This is a genomic window from Nostoc sp. FACHB-280, assembly GCF_014697615.1.
Taxonomy (GTDB): Bacteria; Cyanobacteriota; Cyanobacteriia; order Cyanobacteriales; family Nostocaceae; genus Nostoc_B.
The window spans coordinates 35,265-52,191 of sequence record NZ_JACJSD010000018.1 but is presented as its reverse complement, the minus strand read 5'-3'; the positions used below and the strand labels follow the sequence as shown (position 1 = coordinate 52,191).

The following is a 16,927-nucleotide window of genomic DNA, read 5'->3' as shown; positions in this document are numbered from 1 at the left end:
TATTTTAGATTGAAATTAACTTGTATATTTGTTTTGAGTTGCAGAATTGATTATAGAAAAGAGGTAAATTTTTAACTTGCTACTCTACGAAATTGATTGATTCAAGATAGCAGTTTTTCCACATTATTAGTTAAATCCACAGATTTGCAGCCCAAATTACTTCTCAACTGGCGATAAAGCATTTGCCATTAATGTAATTTGCACCGTTTCACCCAAAGACTGAGCTAAAGGCTTAGTACTTTCCACGTCACCCAAAGGCTCAATCGGTATCATCATACTTACTGCTACCCAAGGATTCCGGCGTTTTTGCAACTGTGCTAGTTGATCTTTAACAAACCAGCGCAAAGGCGACGGGTTGCCACCATTGGGGAAAGCATACCACTGTAAAACAGCAAAGGTATCTTGTTGGGTGGAAACGCGGAAAAATCTCGCTTTCACCGACATATCAGAATTAGGGTTGGAGGTTTGGGACTGTTTAACTGAAAATTCTAGAGAACGTTCTTGGGCTATATCCCATTTTCCCCAGCGCAACCTACCCCAGCCGTTAATCTCCGTCCATTCAACTTCCGGTTGATCCTTCGGGCCATTTTGTGGCAGTAATAGCAAAATCACCTGAGTGGGTGAATTTGATTGTTTGATAACTTGCAACGACCATTTATGTTCGCCAACTTGTTGTTCGGTTCGTTGCACCGTGTCCCATCCAGGAATGGTTAATCCGGTTTTGCGTATTTTTCTTAATTCCTTGAGGGTGGTGACAGGTGGTGGCTGTTTCCATTCCCAGCGTCCTTTTAAGTAGCTGGGAACTGCGCCCATTGCCAAGAGCAGCAGCAATAATACCAGAGGTATTATATAAGTCACCTGTTTTTCTTTGAGAACCTTAGAAAAGGAAATCATCAGTAAAATTTGCAAGATTTACGCAAGATTTTACTGAATAATTGGTACTCTGAGTTCAGTAAAAGTAGCAGTCTCTAATAATTGGGTCTTGGCGGAGAGTAGACTAAAATTGCTGGTAAAGCTTACACAGTCAGTGTTTAAAGTCCAGCTTGCCCTTGTTAAATTGCACTTCCAGTTAAATTTACACCACTGCTACTTTGAGATTGGCTTGGTTGTTTTGGCTGTTTTTTACCAAACATAACTTTTTTATTAGTTCTGCTCTTCTATAGGTTCTACAATTTCTGGATCTGCTAAAAAGTTGTTGTTCATCCAATTCAGTAATGGTACCAATAATAAAAGCATACAAGCAGAATACAGATCACCGCCCCAACTATCGTGTAACCATTTAAATGCGGCTTCGTTGCCTGTGCCGTGAAAGTAACTAAGGAAAGTGTTCCGAATAATATTGGCGGTAACGCTAATGGCTACAGCAATACACATAAACCAAATACTAATGCGTCGGGAAACCAAAGCACCAGTCCAATACAGCAGCATTAAGCTGACGTAGAGAGTCGTAAACAACATTTTTAGTCCTGCACAATAGGGTGCTACTTCTACAATGCGTCCACCAACGTAAATATTGATTTCATCAACGGTGACTTGCATCCCAATTTGATTGAGTATGAATCCGGCTGTGCCAGCGATAAAGCTTTGTAGAGGTAAGGTGTAGGGAACTAATAAATAAGGTACAAAAGTGGGGGTTGCCAAAAATATCAATACCAACGGAAAGCCTTGTAAGCGCACACCGTCCACACCTTTAAACCATAAGCACAATCCTGTCAGAATAATTGGTAAAGACAGGTTAACCCAATCGGCAATTCCGCTCAAATAAAATACGCCGCCGATTAATAGTAAAAAAGCACCCACTGGATGAGTGCTATCTGGTAGGCGTTGCCATTGTTTGCGGTTTAACCAACTCAAATAAGCAGCAAACGGTAGACCGATTATTCCATGACTAAAATATTCATGTTCGATGCTGATAGTTTTGTGTAGCCAACCATCTAGCCAATGAAGCAACAATGGTGTGTACAGCAATGCCAAAACACCTAAAATGGCGATGCTCAGTATTTGTTGGGTGCTTTTAATTTGAATGTGTTGCGGAAGTGCCATGATTTTAAAGTATTGAAGAATTCAGAACTCAGGAGTCAAAAGACCATCAGATGATAAATTTAGTCTCTGGAATGAATCTCATTATGCCCACAGACTAAAGTCTGCGGCTACACAACCGAAGTCCGCCTGCGCGGACTAACCTAAAAGCAATACTTTGGAAGCCGTGCAGGTGGTCATTGAGCTTGCCGAAATGTGGTCACTGCCTCCGGCAGTGACTCCTGAATTCCTGATTGTTAAACAGATAACAACTGTTGCTGTTCGCCACTCATGATTGATGTAATTTCTGCTACGACTTCTTGAATTTGGCTACTGCTTAAACCAGGATACATGGGTAGAGATAATATCTGTTTGGCTAGTTTTTCCGAGTGGGGGAAATCTCCTGATTGATAGCCCAGGTAGGTGAATGCTGGTTGCAAATGGCAAGGAATTGGGTAGTGAATACCTGTTTGAATGCCGACGGCTGAGAGTTTGTCTTGAATTTGCTGGCGGCGTTCTGGTGAAGTCGAATCATCAATTTTAATGACGTAGAGGTGATAGACGTGTCCTGCACCGCTGTGATTTTGGATGGCGATAATGCCAGCAGAGGCTAAGGGGGCTAATTGAGTATCGTACTGTTGGGCGATGGCGTTGCGATCGCTATTCCACTGTTGTAAATAAGGCAATTTTGCCTGCAACACTGCTGCTTGCAAAGTATCCAAGCGGCTATTTGTCCCCGGTTCTACATGTACATATTTTTGGGCTGCACCGTAATTGCGTAAGCGCACCATTTTTTGGGCAATTTCTGGATCTTTGGTAATTAACATTCCACCATCACCAAAAGCCCCTAAATTCTTGCTGGGATAAAAGCTAAAAGCTGCGGCTGTCCCCACAGAACCAGCCCGATAACCTTCACGTTCAGCTAAGTGCGCTTGGGCTGCATCTTCAAAAATTAATAGTTTGTATGTAGCTGCAAAATCTAATAATTGTTTTGGTGATACCATCTGCCCATACAAATGTACAGGAATAATCGCTTTGGTTTGGGCAGTAACTACTTTCGCTGCTGCGGCTAAATCAATTAAGGCTGTATCGGGGTCACAATCAACTAAAATCGGTTTTGCACCAACTCGTAACACTCCAATTAATGTGGCAACAAAAGTGTTGGCTGGCAAAATTACTTCATCACCCACACCAATATTACAAGCTTGTAAACCGAGAGTGATCGCATCTGTCCCAGAAGCTACACCCACACCATATTGTGAATCAGATGCTGCCGCAAAAGCTATTTCAAAATCCGCAACGGCCTTACCTAAAACAAAATCTCCTCGATTTAATACATCATTAATTGCTTTTTCTAATTGATTTTGAATTGGTTGATGTTGTAAATTTAAGTCAACAAAAGGTACTCTAACAGCCATTTGATTCATTGATTTTGCGCCTCAAACTTTAGGTGTAAAACTTGCTATAAAATCTGTTTAACCTGATTGCTTAACCATAAACTTTAAACACATCAGATTTGTAAAACACAAGTAAACCTTTGATAAAATTTACTCTTGAAGATAATTCTGGCTCAGATAAATACCATTTCTTTGCCATGAAATCCATGAATAAGCAACATAAAAGCCTGGGGCTAATTTGTGTTGCTGTCAAATTTATCCTGCTGTGAAAATGATTTTTATCATTTGTTAAATACTAGAAAAATCTATATTTTTTTAGCTTAAAAATCAAAATATCCCCTGAAATTCAATTGTTTTTTAACCGTATTTATACTTAAAATTTACTTTGGATGTAAACAATATTTGCGTAAGTAATTCAGAAATACTCATTTTTACCCTATGTATAAAACTACTATAGAGAAACTACTTTTATACCAGTCTTAGAATTATGTTACCCATATCAATTTGAAAACTAACGTCGTCTGACATCAAAACCTTGAGTAATCTTGCCATCCTGCTTTATCTCAGTATTTTCCACAGTTGTATAAAATTTCTATGCGATTATTGTTTGTCGAGGGCAAAATTGGGGAATGCTTAACAATAGGAAATCATAACCCGGCAACAGTGGTTATATATATTACAATATCGACGAATTATCAAGGTAGCGGTGGCAATGGTAGAGCCTGAAAATAACTTATTTGCTCTTAAAGATGGTTGGGCTTCTCAGGAAACAAGAGAACAACAGCGCCTCACAGTGCTGTTAGAACTAGGTTTGCGACAACCCGAAACAATACCAGTTTTTGAGGAAGCTACTCAAACGGCTGCCCATTTTTTGGAAGCACCAATTTCCATATTGGGATTTGTAGATCAGGAACGTCACTGGTTTAAGTCAGCAGTAGGTTTATCCAGACTGGGATTAATGAATCATTTGGCGCAAAACCGTCAGTTATTGCGCCGAGAATCTTTCTGTACCCAAGTCGTAGAAACTTGCAGAGAACTAGTCATTAATGACACGCATAAATATAGTAGTAATACTATTGTTACTAGTAAATTAGTACAAGAATATGGCATTCGCGCCTATTTGGGAGTGCCATTAATTGATTCTTCGGGTCATTGTTTGGGTGCCTTAGCCGTGATGGATTTGGTACCGCGTGAATTTAAAAATCGAGATATTGAATTTCTGCAAATCATTGCTCGTTGGAGCATGAGTGAATTTGAGCGCAACCGACTCCTGCAAAGTAGACCAGAAAAGAGCAACCAAAAGAATTCGTCTACCTTGTTTATCAATGATGAGTCTAGCAATGGCATTAAGCTCACATCAGCCAGTTTAGAAAAAGAATCACATTCTACTAAACAGCTAAAACTAGAGTTATTAGGGCAACTTACCCAAGAGTTACGTACTCCTTTAACTTCTGTACTGGGTATGGCTAGTGTCTTAGGTAGAGAAATTTATGGGCCTTTGACAACTAAGCAACGAGAGTATTTGGAAATTATCCAACACAGTGGTCGTTACTTACTTTCGTTAGTGAATGAGATCACTGAATTGGGTACTGTAGATGACAATTCCCTGAGTCTCAACCTGGCTCCAGTAGACATCGAAATGTTATGCCAACAAGCTATAAATAGCTTAGAAGAGCCAGCTAATCGGCGGGAGCAAGATATTCGCCTGTCAATAGAACCAGGGCGTGGTCGTATTTGGCCTTTAGATAAAGACAAAGTGCGGCAAATACTTTATCACATGGTGTTCAGCGTTATTCAGTTGTCTGCTACAGGTAGTATTGTGCGGATTCATGTTTCTTACAAGGAAAATACCCTCAATATTACCGTTTGGGTTTCACATCCTTGGTTAGGAGATGGAATTACTGAAGTTGATCCTTATTTTCGCCTTCATCCCTTATCTTTATTGGAATTGACCAATGAAGCAGTATCATACAGTTCTTATTCCGCTAACCCAGATGAATTAGGAGGTTTGACAATAGCACTAGAACAATCACCAAACTTAAATGATTCTTACTCAGATTTATTGACCGCTAATTCTGATATGGAATTAGTGAAGACCAATAATGGTTTATCTCGTGAAAGCTTAGGTTTATTGCTCAGTTGTCAGCTGGCTGAGTTGCATGGGGGGCAAATTTCGATCCAAGGTTCAGCAGAATCAGGACACCGTTATGTACTTTCTTTGCCACTACAAACTGCTAATACGAGCGAACCTGTTAACGAAATCTAATCACCAGCTACTTGTTTAGAATCTACCCAACTACTAATTTGTTCCCATCAATCAGCATCATTTGATCAATCACGACTAGTATCAACAGACAGAAGCGGCGGAAATTTAGAAAAAATATTCCGTCTTCGAGGACAAGGAATATCAGGATAACAAGGTAGATAGAAACCTTGTGTAATAAACAAATGGGATAATTTATTTTTGGGAGTATCCTAAAGAAAAAGACTACAATCTTAAATTTCGATTTTTGACCAATTTTTAGATGTGATATCTTATTTTCGCCCGGATGTAATATTACCTTGCGATCGCTGTTGTTAACTGTTTATAATCACCCGCATTATGATTGAGTGCAAGTTCTGCCTGTGCAGTTCTGCTCATTAAATGCAGCGTGTTTTATGAATTTAGTTTGGCAACGATTGACTTTATCTGATTTACCGCTCAAAGAATATCTAGCAACGAGCTATTTACGTCGTTGTTCGATTGGTTTGCTGAATTCGTGGCGGCAAAGTAGCATTTTGCTTCAGTGGGGAGACATAATTGCAGCTGCCTTAATCAGCTTAATTTATGCTCTTGCGCCTTTTGTGTCGAGTACATTAATCGGGTTACTGCTGATAGCATGTGTAGGTTTTTGGCTGTTGTTGACTTTATCTGATGAACCAGTACCAGCCCATGCACCGTTAGTCACGCCTATTCACTTGTTGGTATTGCTTTATTGGGGAATTGCTGTGGTAGCTACAGCATTATCACCAGTGAAAAAGGCTGCTTTGAATGACTTGGTAACTTTAACACTATATTTGTTGCTGTTTGCTCTTTGTGCTAGGGTACTGAGGTCGCCGCGACTGCGGTCTTGGATTATTACGTTATATCTACATATATCGCTAATTGTTAGTGTATATGGATTACGGCAATGGTTTTTTGGTGCTGCCCAATTAGCTACATGGGTAGACCCGGAATCACCTTTGTCGAAAACAACTAGGGTTTATAGTTATTTGGGTAATCCTAATTTGTTGGCTGGGTATTTAATGCCAGCTGTGGTTTTGAGTTTAGTGGCAATTTTTGTTTGGCAAGGTTGGGTCAAAAAAGCTTTAGCGTTGACAATGGTAGGTGTAAATACGGCTTGCTTGATTTTGACTTTTAGCCGTGGTGGCTGGATTGGCCTGGTAGTCGCAATTTTAACAGCGATCGCATTATTAGTTTATTGGCAGAGTTTACAGCTACCTCCTTTTTGGCGTACTTGGTCACTGCCGATAATTCTGGGCGGTTTGCTGGGATTATTAGTACTGGCAGTTATTTTTGTTGAGCCTGTACGTTTGCGAGTTTTTAGTATTTTTGCCGATCGCCAAGATAGTAGTAACAATTATCGCCGCAATGTTTGGGATGCTGTTTTTGAAATGATCCGCGATCGTCCGATTATTGGTATTGGCCCCGGTCACAACGCTTTTAATAAAGTTTACCCACTATATCAACATCCTCGCTATAGTGCGTTAAGTGCCTACTCAATTCTGCTAGAGGTTGCTGTGGAAACTGGCTTTGTGGGTTTGGCTTGTTTCCTGTGGTTGATAGTAGTCACCTTCAACTCAGCATTTATGCAACTGCGGAGATTGCGCGAATTAGGAAATGTTCAAGGTTTTTGGCTAATTGGTGCTTGTGCAACTTTACTGGGAATGTTAGCCCACGGTACTGTAGATACAATTTGGTTCCGGCCGGAAGTAAATACACTTTGGTGGTTGATGGTGGCTATCATTGCAAGTTACTGGCGACCACTACATCAAGATAGTAGCCAAGCCATTAATTCATCTAACCCAGAATCTGCTAGTTAACATTGACAGGACTTAAGCCGTGGGATGCAAAATCAAGGTTTAGGAAAGAGTTGTTCAAAACCCTTACATCCTTAAACCCATCCTCAACAGACAACCTTTGTGCGTAATTACTGACTGAATAAACGGGCAAGTTGTTACTTTAAACTTGCCCATTTCTGTTGTTGATGTTGCCGCATTCTAGTTTGTGGTGCTAGTCTCTGTAGCTAGTAGCACCAGGAGTGTTAGGATCACGATAACGAGTAGGTTCATCGTTACGCTTTTTACCAGCTAAACCTGCTAAACCAATGAGACCTAATAATCCCAGCCAACCCCAATCAAAATCATTGCGAGCGTAAGTTGTTGTTCTGGGCGCATCACCAGTAGTTGTAGTAGTGTTGTCTTGAGCTTGCACAGGTAATGTTAAAGGCATAATTGCCATACCTAATGTTAATACTCCAGCACTAACAGCTTTAGTTAAGTTGAGTTTCATGGTGAGGTTCCTTGTTGGTTCCAAAGTTACCCACCACTGTATCGACTCCTAGCAAGACCAGAATCAATCTGTAGCTATAAACTAAGCTGTTTATCAACTCACGCTGAGGGTATATAAAGAAAAAGTGTGAAGTCTAAATTCTGAAGTCTGAAATTTTTTCCTTGCACTTCTTGGCTTAAAAGCAAAGAGTAGGGGAAGGGAGAATGACCAATGACCAAGGACAAATGACCATTGACTAATAATTTTTCATCGCCCTTTGAATGTCGCGTTGATCCTGACGACGTTTGAGGTCTTCTCGCTTGTCATGGAGTTTTTTACCTTTACCAAGGGCAATGCTGATTTTTACCCAGCCTCGCTTGAGATAAATTTTTAAAGGTACTAGTGTCAAACCCTGCTGTTCTACTTTGCCAATCAACTTCCGAATTTCCTGACGATGCAATAATAACTTGCGTGTCCGTCGGGGTTCATGGTTAAAATATTGCCCACTAGCAGTATATGGAGAAATATGCACATTAATTAGCCATATTTCTCCATCACGAATCAAAGCATAACCATCTTGGAGATTCACCTTGCCAGCACGAATGGATTTCACCTCTGTTCCAGTCAACTGCACACCAGCTTCATAAGTTTCCAAGATTTCATACAAATAACGGGCTTGACGGTTGTCGCTAATGACTTTGTAACTTTCGCTTTTTTCACTCATTGATATTTTTATAAGTTTAAATGTGTTGCCAAAATCTTTGAGATTGGCAGGTGAATTTATAGAGGCATATTAAACCACTATAAATTAATTATTCTCGGAATATCAGTGTTATTGTATTAATCTAGCTTTTGACAACTATCAAGTAAAATGTTTTTTGCCTCACAAGTTGCTGCATTATGATTTATAAAGTCAATATTATTTACAGTATGGTGAGTTATTACTCTGAGTTAATTGCAATTTGTGAAGAATTACAAAAGTCTCTATGTCTAGCAAGCACTAGCTATACAACCTACGTTAAACTGCTTGAGCCACTCCTAATGATTTAAGATTTTCTTTATAATTGATCTATTCGGGCAGTCATTAGCTGGTAATCCTGTCATAGTATGAAACATAAGAACACTATTATTAGCTGTGTTCACTGAAAAAGCGCGTAGAAGCAAATTTCCAATTAACAAAAATGCTAGGGGTGTACTGTCCATGCCCTTGACGATCCTTGTGGTGGATGACGACCTGGGCACTCGTCTGTCTATTAGCGATTATCTTGAACTGTCTGGCTACTCGGTGATCACGGCTAATGACGGTCAAGAAGCTTTGGCAATGGTAGAAGAATACCGTCCTGATTTAATTGTCACTGATATTGTTATGCCAAGGATGAATGGTTATGAACTGGTACGCCGAGTGCGCCAACAACCAGGATTCCGTTTATTGCCTGTCATTTTATTAACAGCACGTACCAAGACCCAAGAGAGAATTTTGGGCTATCAGTCGGGTTGTGATTTATATTTACCCAAGCCTTTTGAGTTAGAGGAATTAGCGGCGGCTATTCGCAATTTGTTGGAGCGATCGCAAATCATTCAATCACAATACCGCGTTTCTCATAAAGAAAATCTGAGTAATTCTACCCCAGCAACAGCCGTAGAAGCTCAGAACTCTGTTTTTACTCACCTAGACAAACCAGAGTTTTTCTCTTCCCTGACTTCCAGAGAACAAGAAGTTTTAGAACTGCTGACTCATGGTTTGTCAAATGTGGAAATGGGACAACAATTACACCTGAGTCCCAGAACGGTAGAAAAGTACGTTAGTAGTTTATTAAGAAAAACCGCTACCAGTAACCGGGCTGAACTGGTACGGTTTGCAATTAAACATGGTCTAGTCGAATAACTATCGAACTTACCCATTGATACAAAAAACTAAGGCTTTGGAAGAGGATGTAGGGATGTAGGCATTTAAAACCCCTACATCCATTCTTCACAAATAACCTTTGTGCGTAAGTTATAAACTATTTGTGCATCAATCAAGCTTGTAATTCTTGCTGCGTAATCTCCTGAAGTAAACCTTCACAAGCATCCACCAGTAAATCGATGACTTGATTAAATCCCTCCACTCCCCCGTAGTAGGGATCGGGAACCTCTTTCAGGTTATGTCGAGTGCAAGAATCACACATTAAGCGCACTTTGTGGTGATCTTTGCCAGTGGGATCAAGAGCAAGAATATCATCGTAATTGTCTCGATCCATTGCCAAAATCAAATCAAACTCCTGAAAATCTGACTTGGCAAATTGTCTGGCTCGACCACGCAGTTGAATTCCTAATTTAGCCGCCGCCGCCGCACTCATCCGGCGGTCAGGTGGACTACCAATGTGATAGCTAGATGTACCAGCAGAATCACAGATAATGCTGTCACTTAATCCAGCCTGATCGATCAGATGATTCATGATGTTTTCTGCCGATGGCGAACGACAGATGTTTCCCAGACAGACAAACAAAAGTTTGTAGGGCATAGGTATTTTTTGTACTTTGTCCTTTGTCACTTGTCATTTGCCATTTGCCATTTGTACAAACCAATGACTAATGACTAATGACTAATGACTCATAACTAAAATCCAGGCAATTCCAGTCCACTGGTCAATTCTTCCATCCGTTCCCGCATTGTGGCTGTGGACTTGGTGTAAGCATCTTTCATCGCTGCTGTTACAAGGTCGGAAAGTAATTCTGCACCTTGTGCTAAGGCATCAGGAGAAATTTCTACTCGTTTGGGTTCTTGGTTGCCACTGACAATTACCTTGACCAAACCACCACCAGCTTCTCCTTGAATTTCCATTTGCTCCAATTCTTCTTGGAGTCGCTTTGCACCTTCTTGAACTTGCTGCGCTTTTTTAAAGGCTTCGGCAAGTTCTTTCATTTTGCCTAAGCCAAAGCCGAATCCTTGTCCTTTACCTGTCATAATAGATTGTCCGCGTGTGCTTTCAATAACAAATCACATTCAATTATAGATGCGGGTGGTAATTTGCCACTTTTGTTACTAATAATTAATGCTAGGGAGTAGGGGCTAGAGGCTAGGGACTGGGAAATAGAAATATTTTTGATTAAATATCGCTGGCTATGAATAAAATTCCTTACTAGCCTCTAGCCTCTTCCTAGCCACAAGCTGCTTGAAACTCACCCATCATTTTGACTTCTGGCTCTAACAAAATAGACCAGCGTTCTTGTACTTTTTCTTGGATGTGACGAATCAGACAGAAAATATCACTGGCTTTAGCTCCACCGCGGTTCACAATAAAATTGGCATGGAGTTGAGCTACTTGTGCGCCACCGATTTGATAGCCTTTGAGACCCGTTTGTTCAATCAACCAACCGGCTGAATAGGGTTTGGGGTTACGGAAGACGCTACCGCAACTGGGGAAGTTATAAGGTTGGGTGGAGAGTCGATGTTGTTTGTGTTGTTTAGTCACAGCTAAAACTGTGGCGGGGTCGGCTCCTGGTTGCAGTTGGAAGGTAGCTTGGGTGACGATGCGTTGGCAACGCCTCTCCGAAGGAGACTCGCTACCTTGGAGTAATGAAGTTCGATAGCTGTAGCCCATTTGTGCAGGGCTGAGAGTTTCGAGTGTGCCATCAGGAGATAGAACTTCGGCACTAACCAAGATATCTGCGATGCAGCTATTATGTGCGCCAGCATTCATAACTACCGCACCACCCACGGTTCCGGGAATACCAACAGCCCACTCTAAACCTTGCCATCCCAGTTGTGCTGCTTCCCACGCTAGGCTGGGAATTGGTTCTCCCGCAGCGACTGTTAATAAACCTGTTTCTGGGTCAAAGTGGGTGTGGCGTAGGTGGCGTGTGGCAATCACTAGACCAGGTAAACCGCGATCGCTTACTAACAGGTTAGAACCTGCACCTAAAGTTGTTACAGTTAAGTTATGTTCTTTTGCATAATTCAAGCTGACTTGCAATACTTCCAAGTTCCGAGGCGCAACATACCATTCTGCTGCTCCTCCAACCCTATAAGAAGTAAACGCAGATAACGCAGCCTGTGGCCTGATCATGCAATCCGTACCTGGTAAATAAATAATTTTGTTATCTGATGATTTATCTGTTTCCTGTTTCTGTGTAGGTGTAGCAGAAACTGTGCAGATGTTTCCAGCTGCCTGGGAGATTTTCATTTTGACATCAATTTTGTGAAATTTTTACATTTTTCTGCCGCAAAAATACAGCAATAGATATGAATTAATAGTGCCGTTACTCAACGGTCTTAAGATGTGGCTGTAGCAGCCTCACAAAGTGTAGTAATTAATTCCGGTATGACTTGATTGAGATTTCCAGCACCAAGGAACAAAGCTAAGTCACCAGGGCGTAGCGTTTTGAGCAAAAACTCACGCACTTGGGGTAAAGTTGGCTGATATACCACCTGGGGATGAAACTTACCAACTTCTGCTGCTAACTGTTCCCCGCTGATTTGTCCTAAGTTGGGTTCTCCTGCACTGTAAATATCAGTCAGAACAACTAAATCAGCATGAGCAAAGGACTCAGAAAATTCTTCTAAAAAGGTCAGTGTGCGACTGTAACGGTGGGGTTGGAAAATTGCCACCACTCTTTGTCCTGGTCTAGCCTGAAGACGTGCAGCCGCAAGGGTAGCTCGCAGTTCGCTGGGATGATGGGCATAATCATCAATAAATGTAATACCATCAACTTCTCCGCGAAACTCAAAGCGTCGTCTTGCACCTTCAAAAGTGGCAATAGCTTTGGCAATTTCACCGAATTCTAAATTTAAAACGCGACCAACAGCCACTGCTGCTAAAGCATTGCTCAGGTTATGACGACCAAGTAAGCGTAATTTTAATACACCTAAAGCTTTACCGCGTTCCCAGACTAATGCTGTGGTGCCATCGTGACGATAGTCAATATTGGTTACGCTATAGTCAGCATTTGTATCTTGATGCAGACTGTAACTGATTGTTGGTTGCAGGCGATCGCGTACTGTTTCACAATCAATACTGCCAATTAAGGTCTTGCAACCTTGGGCAAATGTTTGGAAAGTATCGACCACTTCATCTAATGTGTCGTAGTGGTCAGGGTGGTCTAGTTCAATATTAGTGATAATGCCAATCTCCGGCGCATGTTTCACCAAAGAACCGTCAGATTCATCTGCTTCTGCTACTAAATATTCACTTTCACCTAAGCGAGCATTGCCTTCCCAAGCATTGACTTCACCGCCTACCAAAATGGTGGGATCTAAACCAGTTTGTAGGAGCATGTAACCAATCATACTACTAGTTGTAGTTTTGCCATGAGTACCTGCTACAGCAATACTTTTATAATCAGCAATCAAAGCAGCAAGTACATCTGAACGATGTAATATCGGACAGCCTAATTCTAAAGCAGCTTTATATTCTAAATTGTTAGTGTTAATTGCAGTGGAACAAATTACTTGAGGCAGTGAAGACTCAATAGCATCTGATAATTCTTGTGAACTTAATTCTGCCTCATTCGTCATCACCTTGGGGCGAAAGAATTCAAGATTACTTGCTTCTTGCTTACCAAAAATATGTGTACCGATAGATTCTAACTTGCGCGTAATATGATTAGGACGAACATCTGAACCTGATACTGGCAATTGACGCTTTGCCAATACATAAGCCAGAGCAGACATCCCTATGCCACCAATTCCAATGAAATGGAATGGTCTACCACCGAAATCCACAGCATTATTCATTGATTACTCCTCTTACACCACACCATATTCACAAATGACACGCGTATCATAACAGGAATTTGTTTTTTACCGTAAATTTTTCTACACCTTTTTTATACTGGCTGTCGGAGAGCTTTTCCACTTTCGTTATGTGGATTGAGAACGATTTTACCTTTGTAGGAGGTTTTTGCTATTTCTGAACTGTTTTTAAGATTATTCTGAAAATTTCCACTGCATCGGGAAAGAAATTCTTGTAAGGAGAAATACATATTTTTAGGTTCCTGACTGGTAAGGGCTACGATAATACATTCCTAGCCAAATGAGTTTTAAATTTCATCAAGCTAAGGCATGAATTGAGTACAATAATACATTGACAGTGAAATTGTGTTTCAAATGTATAAAGCCTGGGTATGAGCAGATGCAACATCTGGCAATTTTCGGTGGCACATTTGATCCAATTCATTGGGGACACTTACTCATAGCCGAAATGGCTTTGTCTCAAGTACCCCTAGATCAAATAATTTGGGTACCATCGTTCAATCCTCCACACAAAAAAGCAGCACCATTTGAGCATCGAGTGAAGATGCTGGAAATAACTACAAGAGATAACCCAGCTTTTACTGTCTCCTTGGTGGAGTCAACTCGCTCTGGAACCTCTTATGCTATCAACACGTTGATTGACTTATCGGCTGTTTATTCAAATACTCACTGGTACTGGATTTTGGGTTTGGATACTTTCCAAACCTTACCTCGGTGGTACCGTAGACAAGAATTAGTACAAATGTGTGACTGGTTGATTGCGCCCCGACAATTAGATGGTGATCAAGCTAAAAGCAACATTATCTGCCAGCAAGTTGAGCAACAACTACAACAGCAGTCACTTACCATTCACTGGCAATTCTTGAATATACCCTTAGTGGGAGTTTCGTCAAGTCTTATTCGTAAACTTTCTTGCCAAAATAAATCTATTAAGTATTTAGTTCCAGAGCCGGTTAGATTCTACATCACGACCAATAACCTCTATTCAGAAAATTCTGAATAAAATATATATTTTTTTTTGGATCTAACACTTTATAGTTATTAATACTCCCCTCCTTTGCGATATGATTGGGTTCAAAGATATCAACTTATAGGCATAAATACAGAGGGCAAGACACTGTGATTAGAGTCGCAATCAACGGTTTCGGGCGCATCGGGCGTAACTTTGCACGTTGTTGGTTAGGTCGGCAAAATAGCAATATCGACCTTGTAGCTATCAATGACACATCAGATCCTAGAACAAATGCTCACCTCCTGAAGTATGACTCAATGCTTGGGAAGTTAAAGGATGTTGACATTTCCGCCGATGATAACTCTATCATCGTTAACGGTAAAACCATTAAATGCGTATCTGATCGCAATCCAGAAAACTTGCCCTGGAGAGAATGGGAAATTGACCTGATTATTGAAGCAACTGGGGTATTTACTAGCAAAGAGGGAGCTTTAAAGCACGTCAATGCTGGAGCTAAAAAGGTTCTAATTACTGCTCCTGGGAAAAATGAAGATGGTACATTCGTAATTGGTGTGAATCACCACGACTACGACCACAACACACATCACGTTATTAGTAATGCCAGCTGTACTACCAACTGTTTGGCTCCCATTGCCAAGGTGCTGAATGACAAATTCGGTATCATTAAAGGCACAATGACCACCACCCACAGCTACACCGGAGACCAGCGTTTGCTAGATGCTTCTCACCGCGATGTACGTCGGGCAAGAGCAGCAGCCATCAACATTGTCCCCACCTCTACAGGTGCAGCAAAAGCAGTGGCGCTAGTAATTCCAGAACTCAAAGGTAAGCTGAATGGTGTTGCCTTACGTGTACCAACCCCGAACGTCTCAATGGTAGATTTCGTTGTTCAGGTTGAGAAGCGTACTATTACGGAAGAAGTCAACCAAGCCCTCAAGGATGCCTCAGAAGGTTCACTCAAAGGTATTCTAGACTACAGCGAACTTCAGTTGGTATCTTCAGATTACCAAGGTACTGATGCTTCTTCTATTGTTGATGCCAGCTTGACTTTAGTAATGGGCAGTGACTTAGTAAAAGTTATGGCTTGGTATGACAATGAGTGGGGTTATAGCCAACGTGTTCTAGATTTGGCTGAACTAGTAGCTGAGAAGTGGCAATAATTTGTCAATAGTCATTGGTTATTTGTCATTTGTCATTGGTGTTAAAACTAAGGACAAATGACTAAGGACTAAAATGTTGAAATCCCTGACTAAGACTAAGAACTTGGTCAGGGATTTTTTGATATTGGTCATGTAATAACACCTGTGAACCAGATGTAATAGTACCGATAATTGCTGCGTCTTGGTTGAGTTGTTGTACTAGGGTATTTGCTTGTGTGGGTGGTAAGCAAAGTACTAACTCAAAGTCTTCACCACCGTAGAGGGCATATTCTATTGCTTGTTCTGGTTTGAGCCAATTGGTAAAAGTAGCTGGAAAGGGAATTTGCTGGCGTTCTATAACTGCACCTACGTTACTGGCGCGACAAATTTGTAAAACTGCATCTGCTAAACCATCGCTACTATCCATTCCGGCAACGGGGAGTGGGGAAGTTACAATTTCCCAGAGGGTGGGTAAGACATCTAAACGGGGTTGCGGGCGTTGGTGAACTTTGATAAGGGCGGTCTTTTCTGCTGGAGAGAGGTTCTGCCCTAATTGGGGATGCAAGAGTAATTGTAAGCCGGCGTGGGAGGCTCCATGAACACCCGTGACTACGATCGCCATTCCCACTTTAGCAGCAGAACGGCGGATAATTCGCTGGGGATCAACTTGACCAAAGGCGGTAATGGAGATGGTTGCAGTTGGCGATCGCACTACATCACCACCGACAATTGGGGTATGGTATTTTTGCAGGCATTCTGTCATTCCTTGGTAAAGTCGCTCTACCCAACTTACCTGTAAATCGCCAGGTAGCCCCAAACCAACAGTAACGCCTAAAGGAGAAGCCCCCATCGCAGCTAAATCTGATAAATTGGCGGCTGCGGCTCGCCAACCTGCATCCTCTGGGGAAGTAGTAGCATCACTGAAGTGTACGCCATCAACTAAAACATCGGTAGTTACTACTAGTGATGTTCCTGGCGCTGTTTCTAGAACTGCTGCATCATCTCCAATAATTTCTGGGGGGCAGAAGCTTTGTAATTTTGCTAATAGGCCTTGTTCGCCAATGTCTTTAATTTTGGTCATTGGTCATTGGTCATTTGTTCTTTGTTTTGTCCCTTCTCTTTGTCTTCCCTACA

15 protein-coding genes are annotated in these 16,927 nt (G+C 41.3%); 5 read left to right on the top strand and 10 right to left on the bottom strand.

Annotated elements, in window-relative coordinates:
- Positions 1-156 precede the first annotated feature (156 nt).
- From H6G75_RS14985 to H6G75_RS14975, 3 genes are all read right to left on the bottom strand, one after another.
- On the bottom strand, positions 157-894 hold the full coding sequence (locus tag H6G75_RS14985; protein ID WP_190980831.1) for a cyanoexosortase B system-associated protein: 738 nt from the start codon (positions 892-894) through the stop codon (positions 157-159).
- A gap of 249 nt (positions 895-1,143) precedes the next feature.
- Entirely contained in the window at positions 1,144-2,043 is a 900-nt protein-coding gene (crtB, locus tag H6G75_RS14980) for a cyanoexosortase B (protein ID WP_190980830.1), read from the bottom strand.
- 233 nt (positions 2,044-2,276) lie between these two features.
- Complete coding sequence (locus H6G75_RS14975) at positions 2,277-3,437, bottom strand: DegT/DnrJ/EryC1/StrS aminotransferase family protein (protein WP_190980907.1); 1,161 nt, start codon at positions 3,435-3,437, stop codon at positions 2,277-2,279.
- 691 nt (positions 3,438-4,128) lie between these two features.
- Between H6G75_RS14975 and H6G75_RS14970 the strand changes: the two genes are divergently transcribed.
- Entirely contained in the window at positions 4,129-5,682 is a 1,554-nt protein-coding gene (locus H6G75_RS14970; RefSeq protein WP_190980829.1) for a GAF domain-containing sensor histidine kinase, read from the top strand.
- 392 nt (positions 5,683-6,074) lie between these two features.
- Complete coding sequence (locus tag H6G75_RS14965; protein ID WP_190980828.1) at positions 6,075-7,499, top strand: IctB family putative bicarbonate transporter; 1,425 nt, start codon at positions 6,075-6,077, stop codon at positions 7,497-7,499.
- A gap of 190 nt (positions 7,500-7,689) precedes the next feature.
- On the opposite strand, the gene H6G75_RS14960 is transcribed toward H6G75_RS14965, so the two are convergent.
- The gene (locus tag H6G75_RS14960; RefSeq protein ID WP_190980827.1) at positions 7,690-7,968 is read right to left on the bottom strand and encodes a WGxxGxxG family protein; all 279 of its coding nucleotides are present in this window, start codon (positions 7,966-7,968) and stop codon (positions 7,690-7,692) included.
- Between the two features lie 235 nt (positions 7,969-8,203).
- Positions 8,204-8,671: an SsrA-binding protein SmpB gene (gene smpB / locus H6G75_RS14955; protein WP_190980826.1), complete on the bottom strand. Its 468-nt coding sequence runs from the start codon at positions 8,669-8,671 to the stop codon at positions 8,204-8,206.
- Positions 8,672-9,148: 477 nt separating this feature from the next.
- Here smpB and H6G75_RS14950 point away from each other — a divergent pair, with 477 nt between their 5' ends.
- A complete protein-coding gene (locus H6G75_RS14950) occupies positions 9,149-9,832 on the top strand; it encodes a response regulator transcription factor (protein ID WP_190980825.1) in 684 nt (227 codons plus the stop codon).
- Between the two features lie 133 nt (positions 9,833-9,965).
- Here H6G75_RS14950 and H6G75_RS14945 read toward each other — a convergent pair whose 3' ends face one another.
- The 4 genes from H6G75_RS14945 to murC all read right to left on the bottom strand — a co-directional run bounded on the left by H6G75_RS14945 (position 9,966) and on the right by murC (position 13,663).
- Positions 9,966-10,451: a low molecular weight protein-tyrosine-phosphatase gene (locus H6G75_RS14945; RefSeq protein ID WP_190980824.1), complete on the bottom strand. Its 486-nt coding sequence runs from the start codon at positions 10,449-10,451 to the stop codon at positions 9,966-9,968.
- 95 nt (positions 10,452-10,546) lie between these two features.
- A complete protein-coding gene (locus tag H6G75_RS14940) occupies positions 10,547-10,894 on the bottom strand; it encodes a YbaB/EbfC family nucleoid-associated protein (protein WP_190593026.1) in 348 nt (115 codons plus the stop codon).
- Between the two features lie 193 nt (positions 10,895-11,087).
- Positions 11,088-12,113 carry a UDP-N-acetylmuramate dehydrogenase gene (gene murB / locus H6G75_RS14935; protein WP_190980823.1) on the bottom strand — a complete coding sequence of 342 codons (1,026 nt, stop codon included), beginning with the start codon at positions 12,111-12,113 and terminating at the stop codon, positions 11,088-11,090.
- An 89-nt stretch (positions 12,114-12,202) separates the two neighbouring features.
- Positions 12,203-13,663 (bottom strand): UDP-N-acetylmuramate--L-alanine ligase, encoded by a 1,461-nt coding sequence (murC, locus tag H6G75_RS14930; protein ID WP_190980822.1) that lies wholly within the window; start codon positions 13,661-13,663, stop codon positions 12,203-12,205.
- A gap of 397 nt (positions 13,664-14,060) precedes the next feature.
- Here murC and nadD point away from each other — a divergent pair, with 397 nt between their 5' ends.
- Together nadD and H6G75_RS14920 are read left to right on the top strand one after the other, a co-directional pair.
- Positions 14,061-14,684: a nicotinate (nicotinamide) nucleotide adenylyltransferase gene (gene nadD / locus H6G75_RS14925; RefSeq protein WP_190980821.1), complete on the top strand. Its 624-nt coding sequence runs from the start codon at positions 14,061-14,063 to the stop codon at positions 14,682-14,684.
- Between the two features lie 116 nt (positions 14,685-14,800).
- Entirely contained in the window at positions 14,801-15,814 is a 1,014-nt protein-coding gene (locus H6G75_RS14920) for a type I glyceraldehyde-3-phosphate dehydrogenase (protein WP_190980820.1), read from the top strand.
- A gap of 61 nt (positions 15,815-15,875) precedes the next feature.
- Here H6G75_RS14920 and thiL read toward each other — a convergent pair whose 3' ends face one another.
- Positions 15,876-16,874, bottom strand: a complete 999-nt coding sequence (gene thiL, locus H6G75_RS14915; RefSeq protein WP_190980819.1) for a thiamine-phosphate kinase — start codon at positions 16,872-16,874, stop codon at positions 15,876-15,878.
- Between the last annotated feature and the right edge of the window lie 53 nt (positions 16,875-16,927).

Excerpts from the sequence above, each read along its gene's own strand:
- H6G75_RS14945 (WP_190980824.1), bottom strand. The coding sequence starts at position 10,451 with ATGCCCTACAAACTTTTGTTTGTCTGTCTGGGAAACATCTGTCGTTCG.
- nadD (WP_190980821.1), top strand. The coding sequence starts at position 14,061 with ATGCAACATCTGGCAATTTTCGGTGGCACATTTGATCCAATTCATTGG.
- H6G75_RS14960 (WP_190980827.1), bottom strand. The coding sequence starts at position 7,968 with ATGAAACTCAACTTAACTAAAGCTGTTAGTGCTGGAGTATTAACATTA.
- H6G75_RS14950 (WP_190980825.1), top strand. The coding sequence starts at position 9,149 with ATGCCCTTGACGATCCTTGTGGTGGATGACGACCTGGGCACTCGTCTG.
- smpB (WP_190980826.1), bottom strand. The coding sequence starts at position 8,671 with ATGAGTGAAAAAAGCGAAAGTTACAAAGTCATTAGCGACAACCGTCAA.
- thiL (WP_190980819.1), bottom strand. The coding sequence starts at position 16,874 with ATGACCAAAATTAAAGACATTGGCGAACAAGGCCTATTAGCAAAATTA.
- H6G75_RS14975 (WP_190980907.1), bottom strand. The coding sequence starts at position 3,437 with ATGGCTGTTAGAGTACCTTTTGTTGACTTAAATTTACAACATCAACCA.
- crtB (WP_190980830.1), bottom strand. The coding sequence starts at position 2,043 with ATGGCACTTCCGCAACACATTCAAATTAAAAGCACCCAACAAATACTG.
- H6G75_RS14940 (WP_190593026.1), bottom strand. The coding sequence starts at position 10,894 with ATGACAGGTAAAGGACAAGGATTCGGCTTTGGCTTAGGCAAAATGAAA.
- H6G75_RS14970 (WP_190980829.1), top strand. The coding sequence starts at position 4,129 with ATGGTAGAGCCTGAAAATAACTTATTTGCTCTTAAAGATGGTTGGGCT.
- murB (WP_190980823.1), bottom strand. The coding sequence starts at position 12,113 with ATGAAAATCTCCCAGGCAGCTGGAAACATCTGCACAGTTTCTGCTACA.
- murC (WP_190980822.1), bottom strand. The coding sequence starts at position 13,663 with ATGAATAATGCTGTGGATTTCGGTGGTAGACCATTCCATTTCATTGGA.
- H6G75_RS14985 (WP_190980831.1), bottom strand. The coding sequence starts at position 894 with ATGATTTCCTTTTCTAAGGTTCTCAAAGAAAAACAGGTGACTTATATA.
- H6G75_RS14965 (WP_190980828.1), top strand. The coding sequence starts at position 6,075 with ATGAATTTAGTTTGGCAACGATTGACTTTATCTGATTTACCGCTCAAA.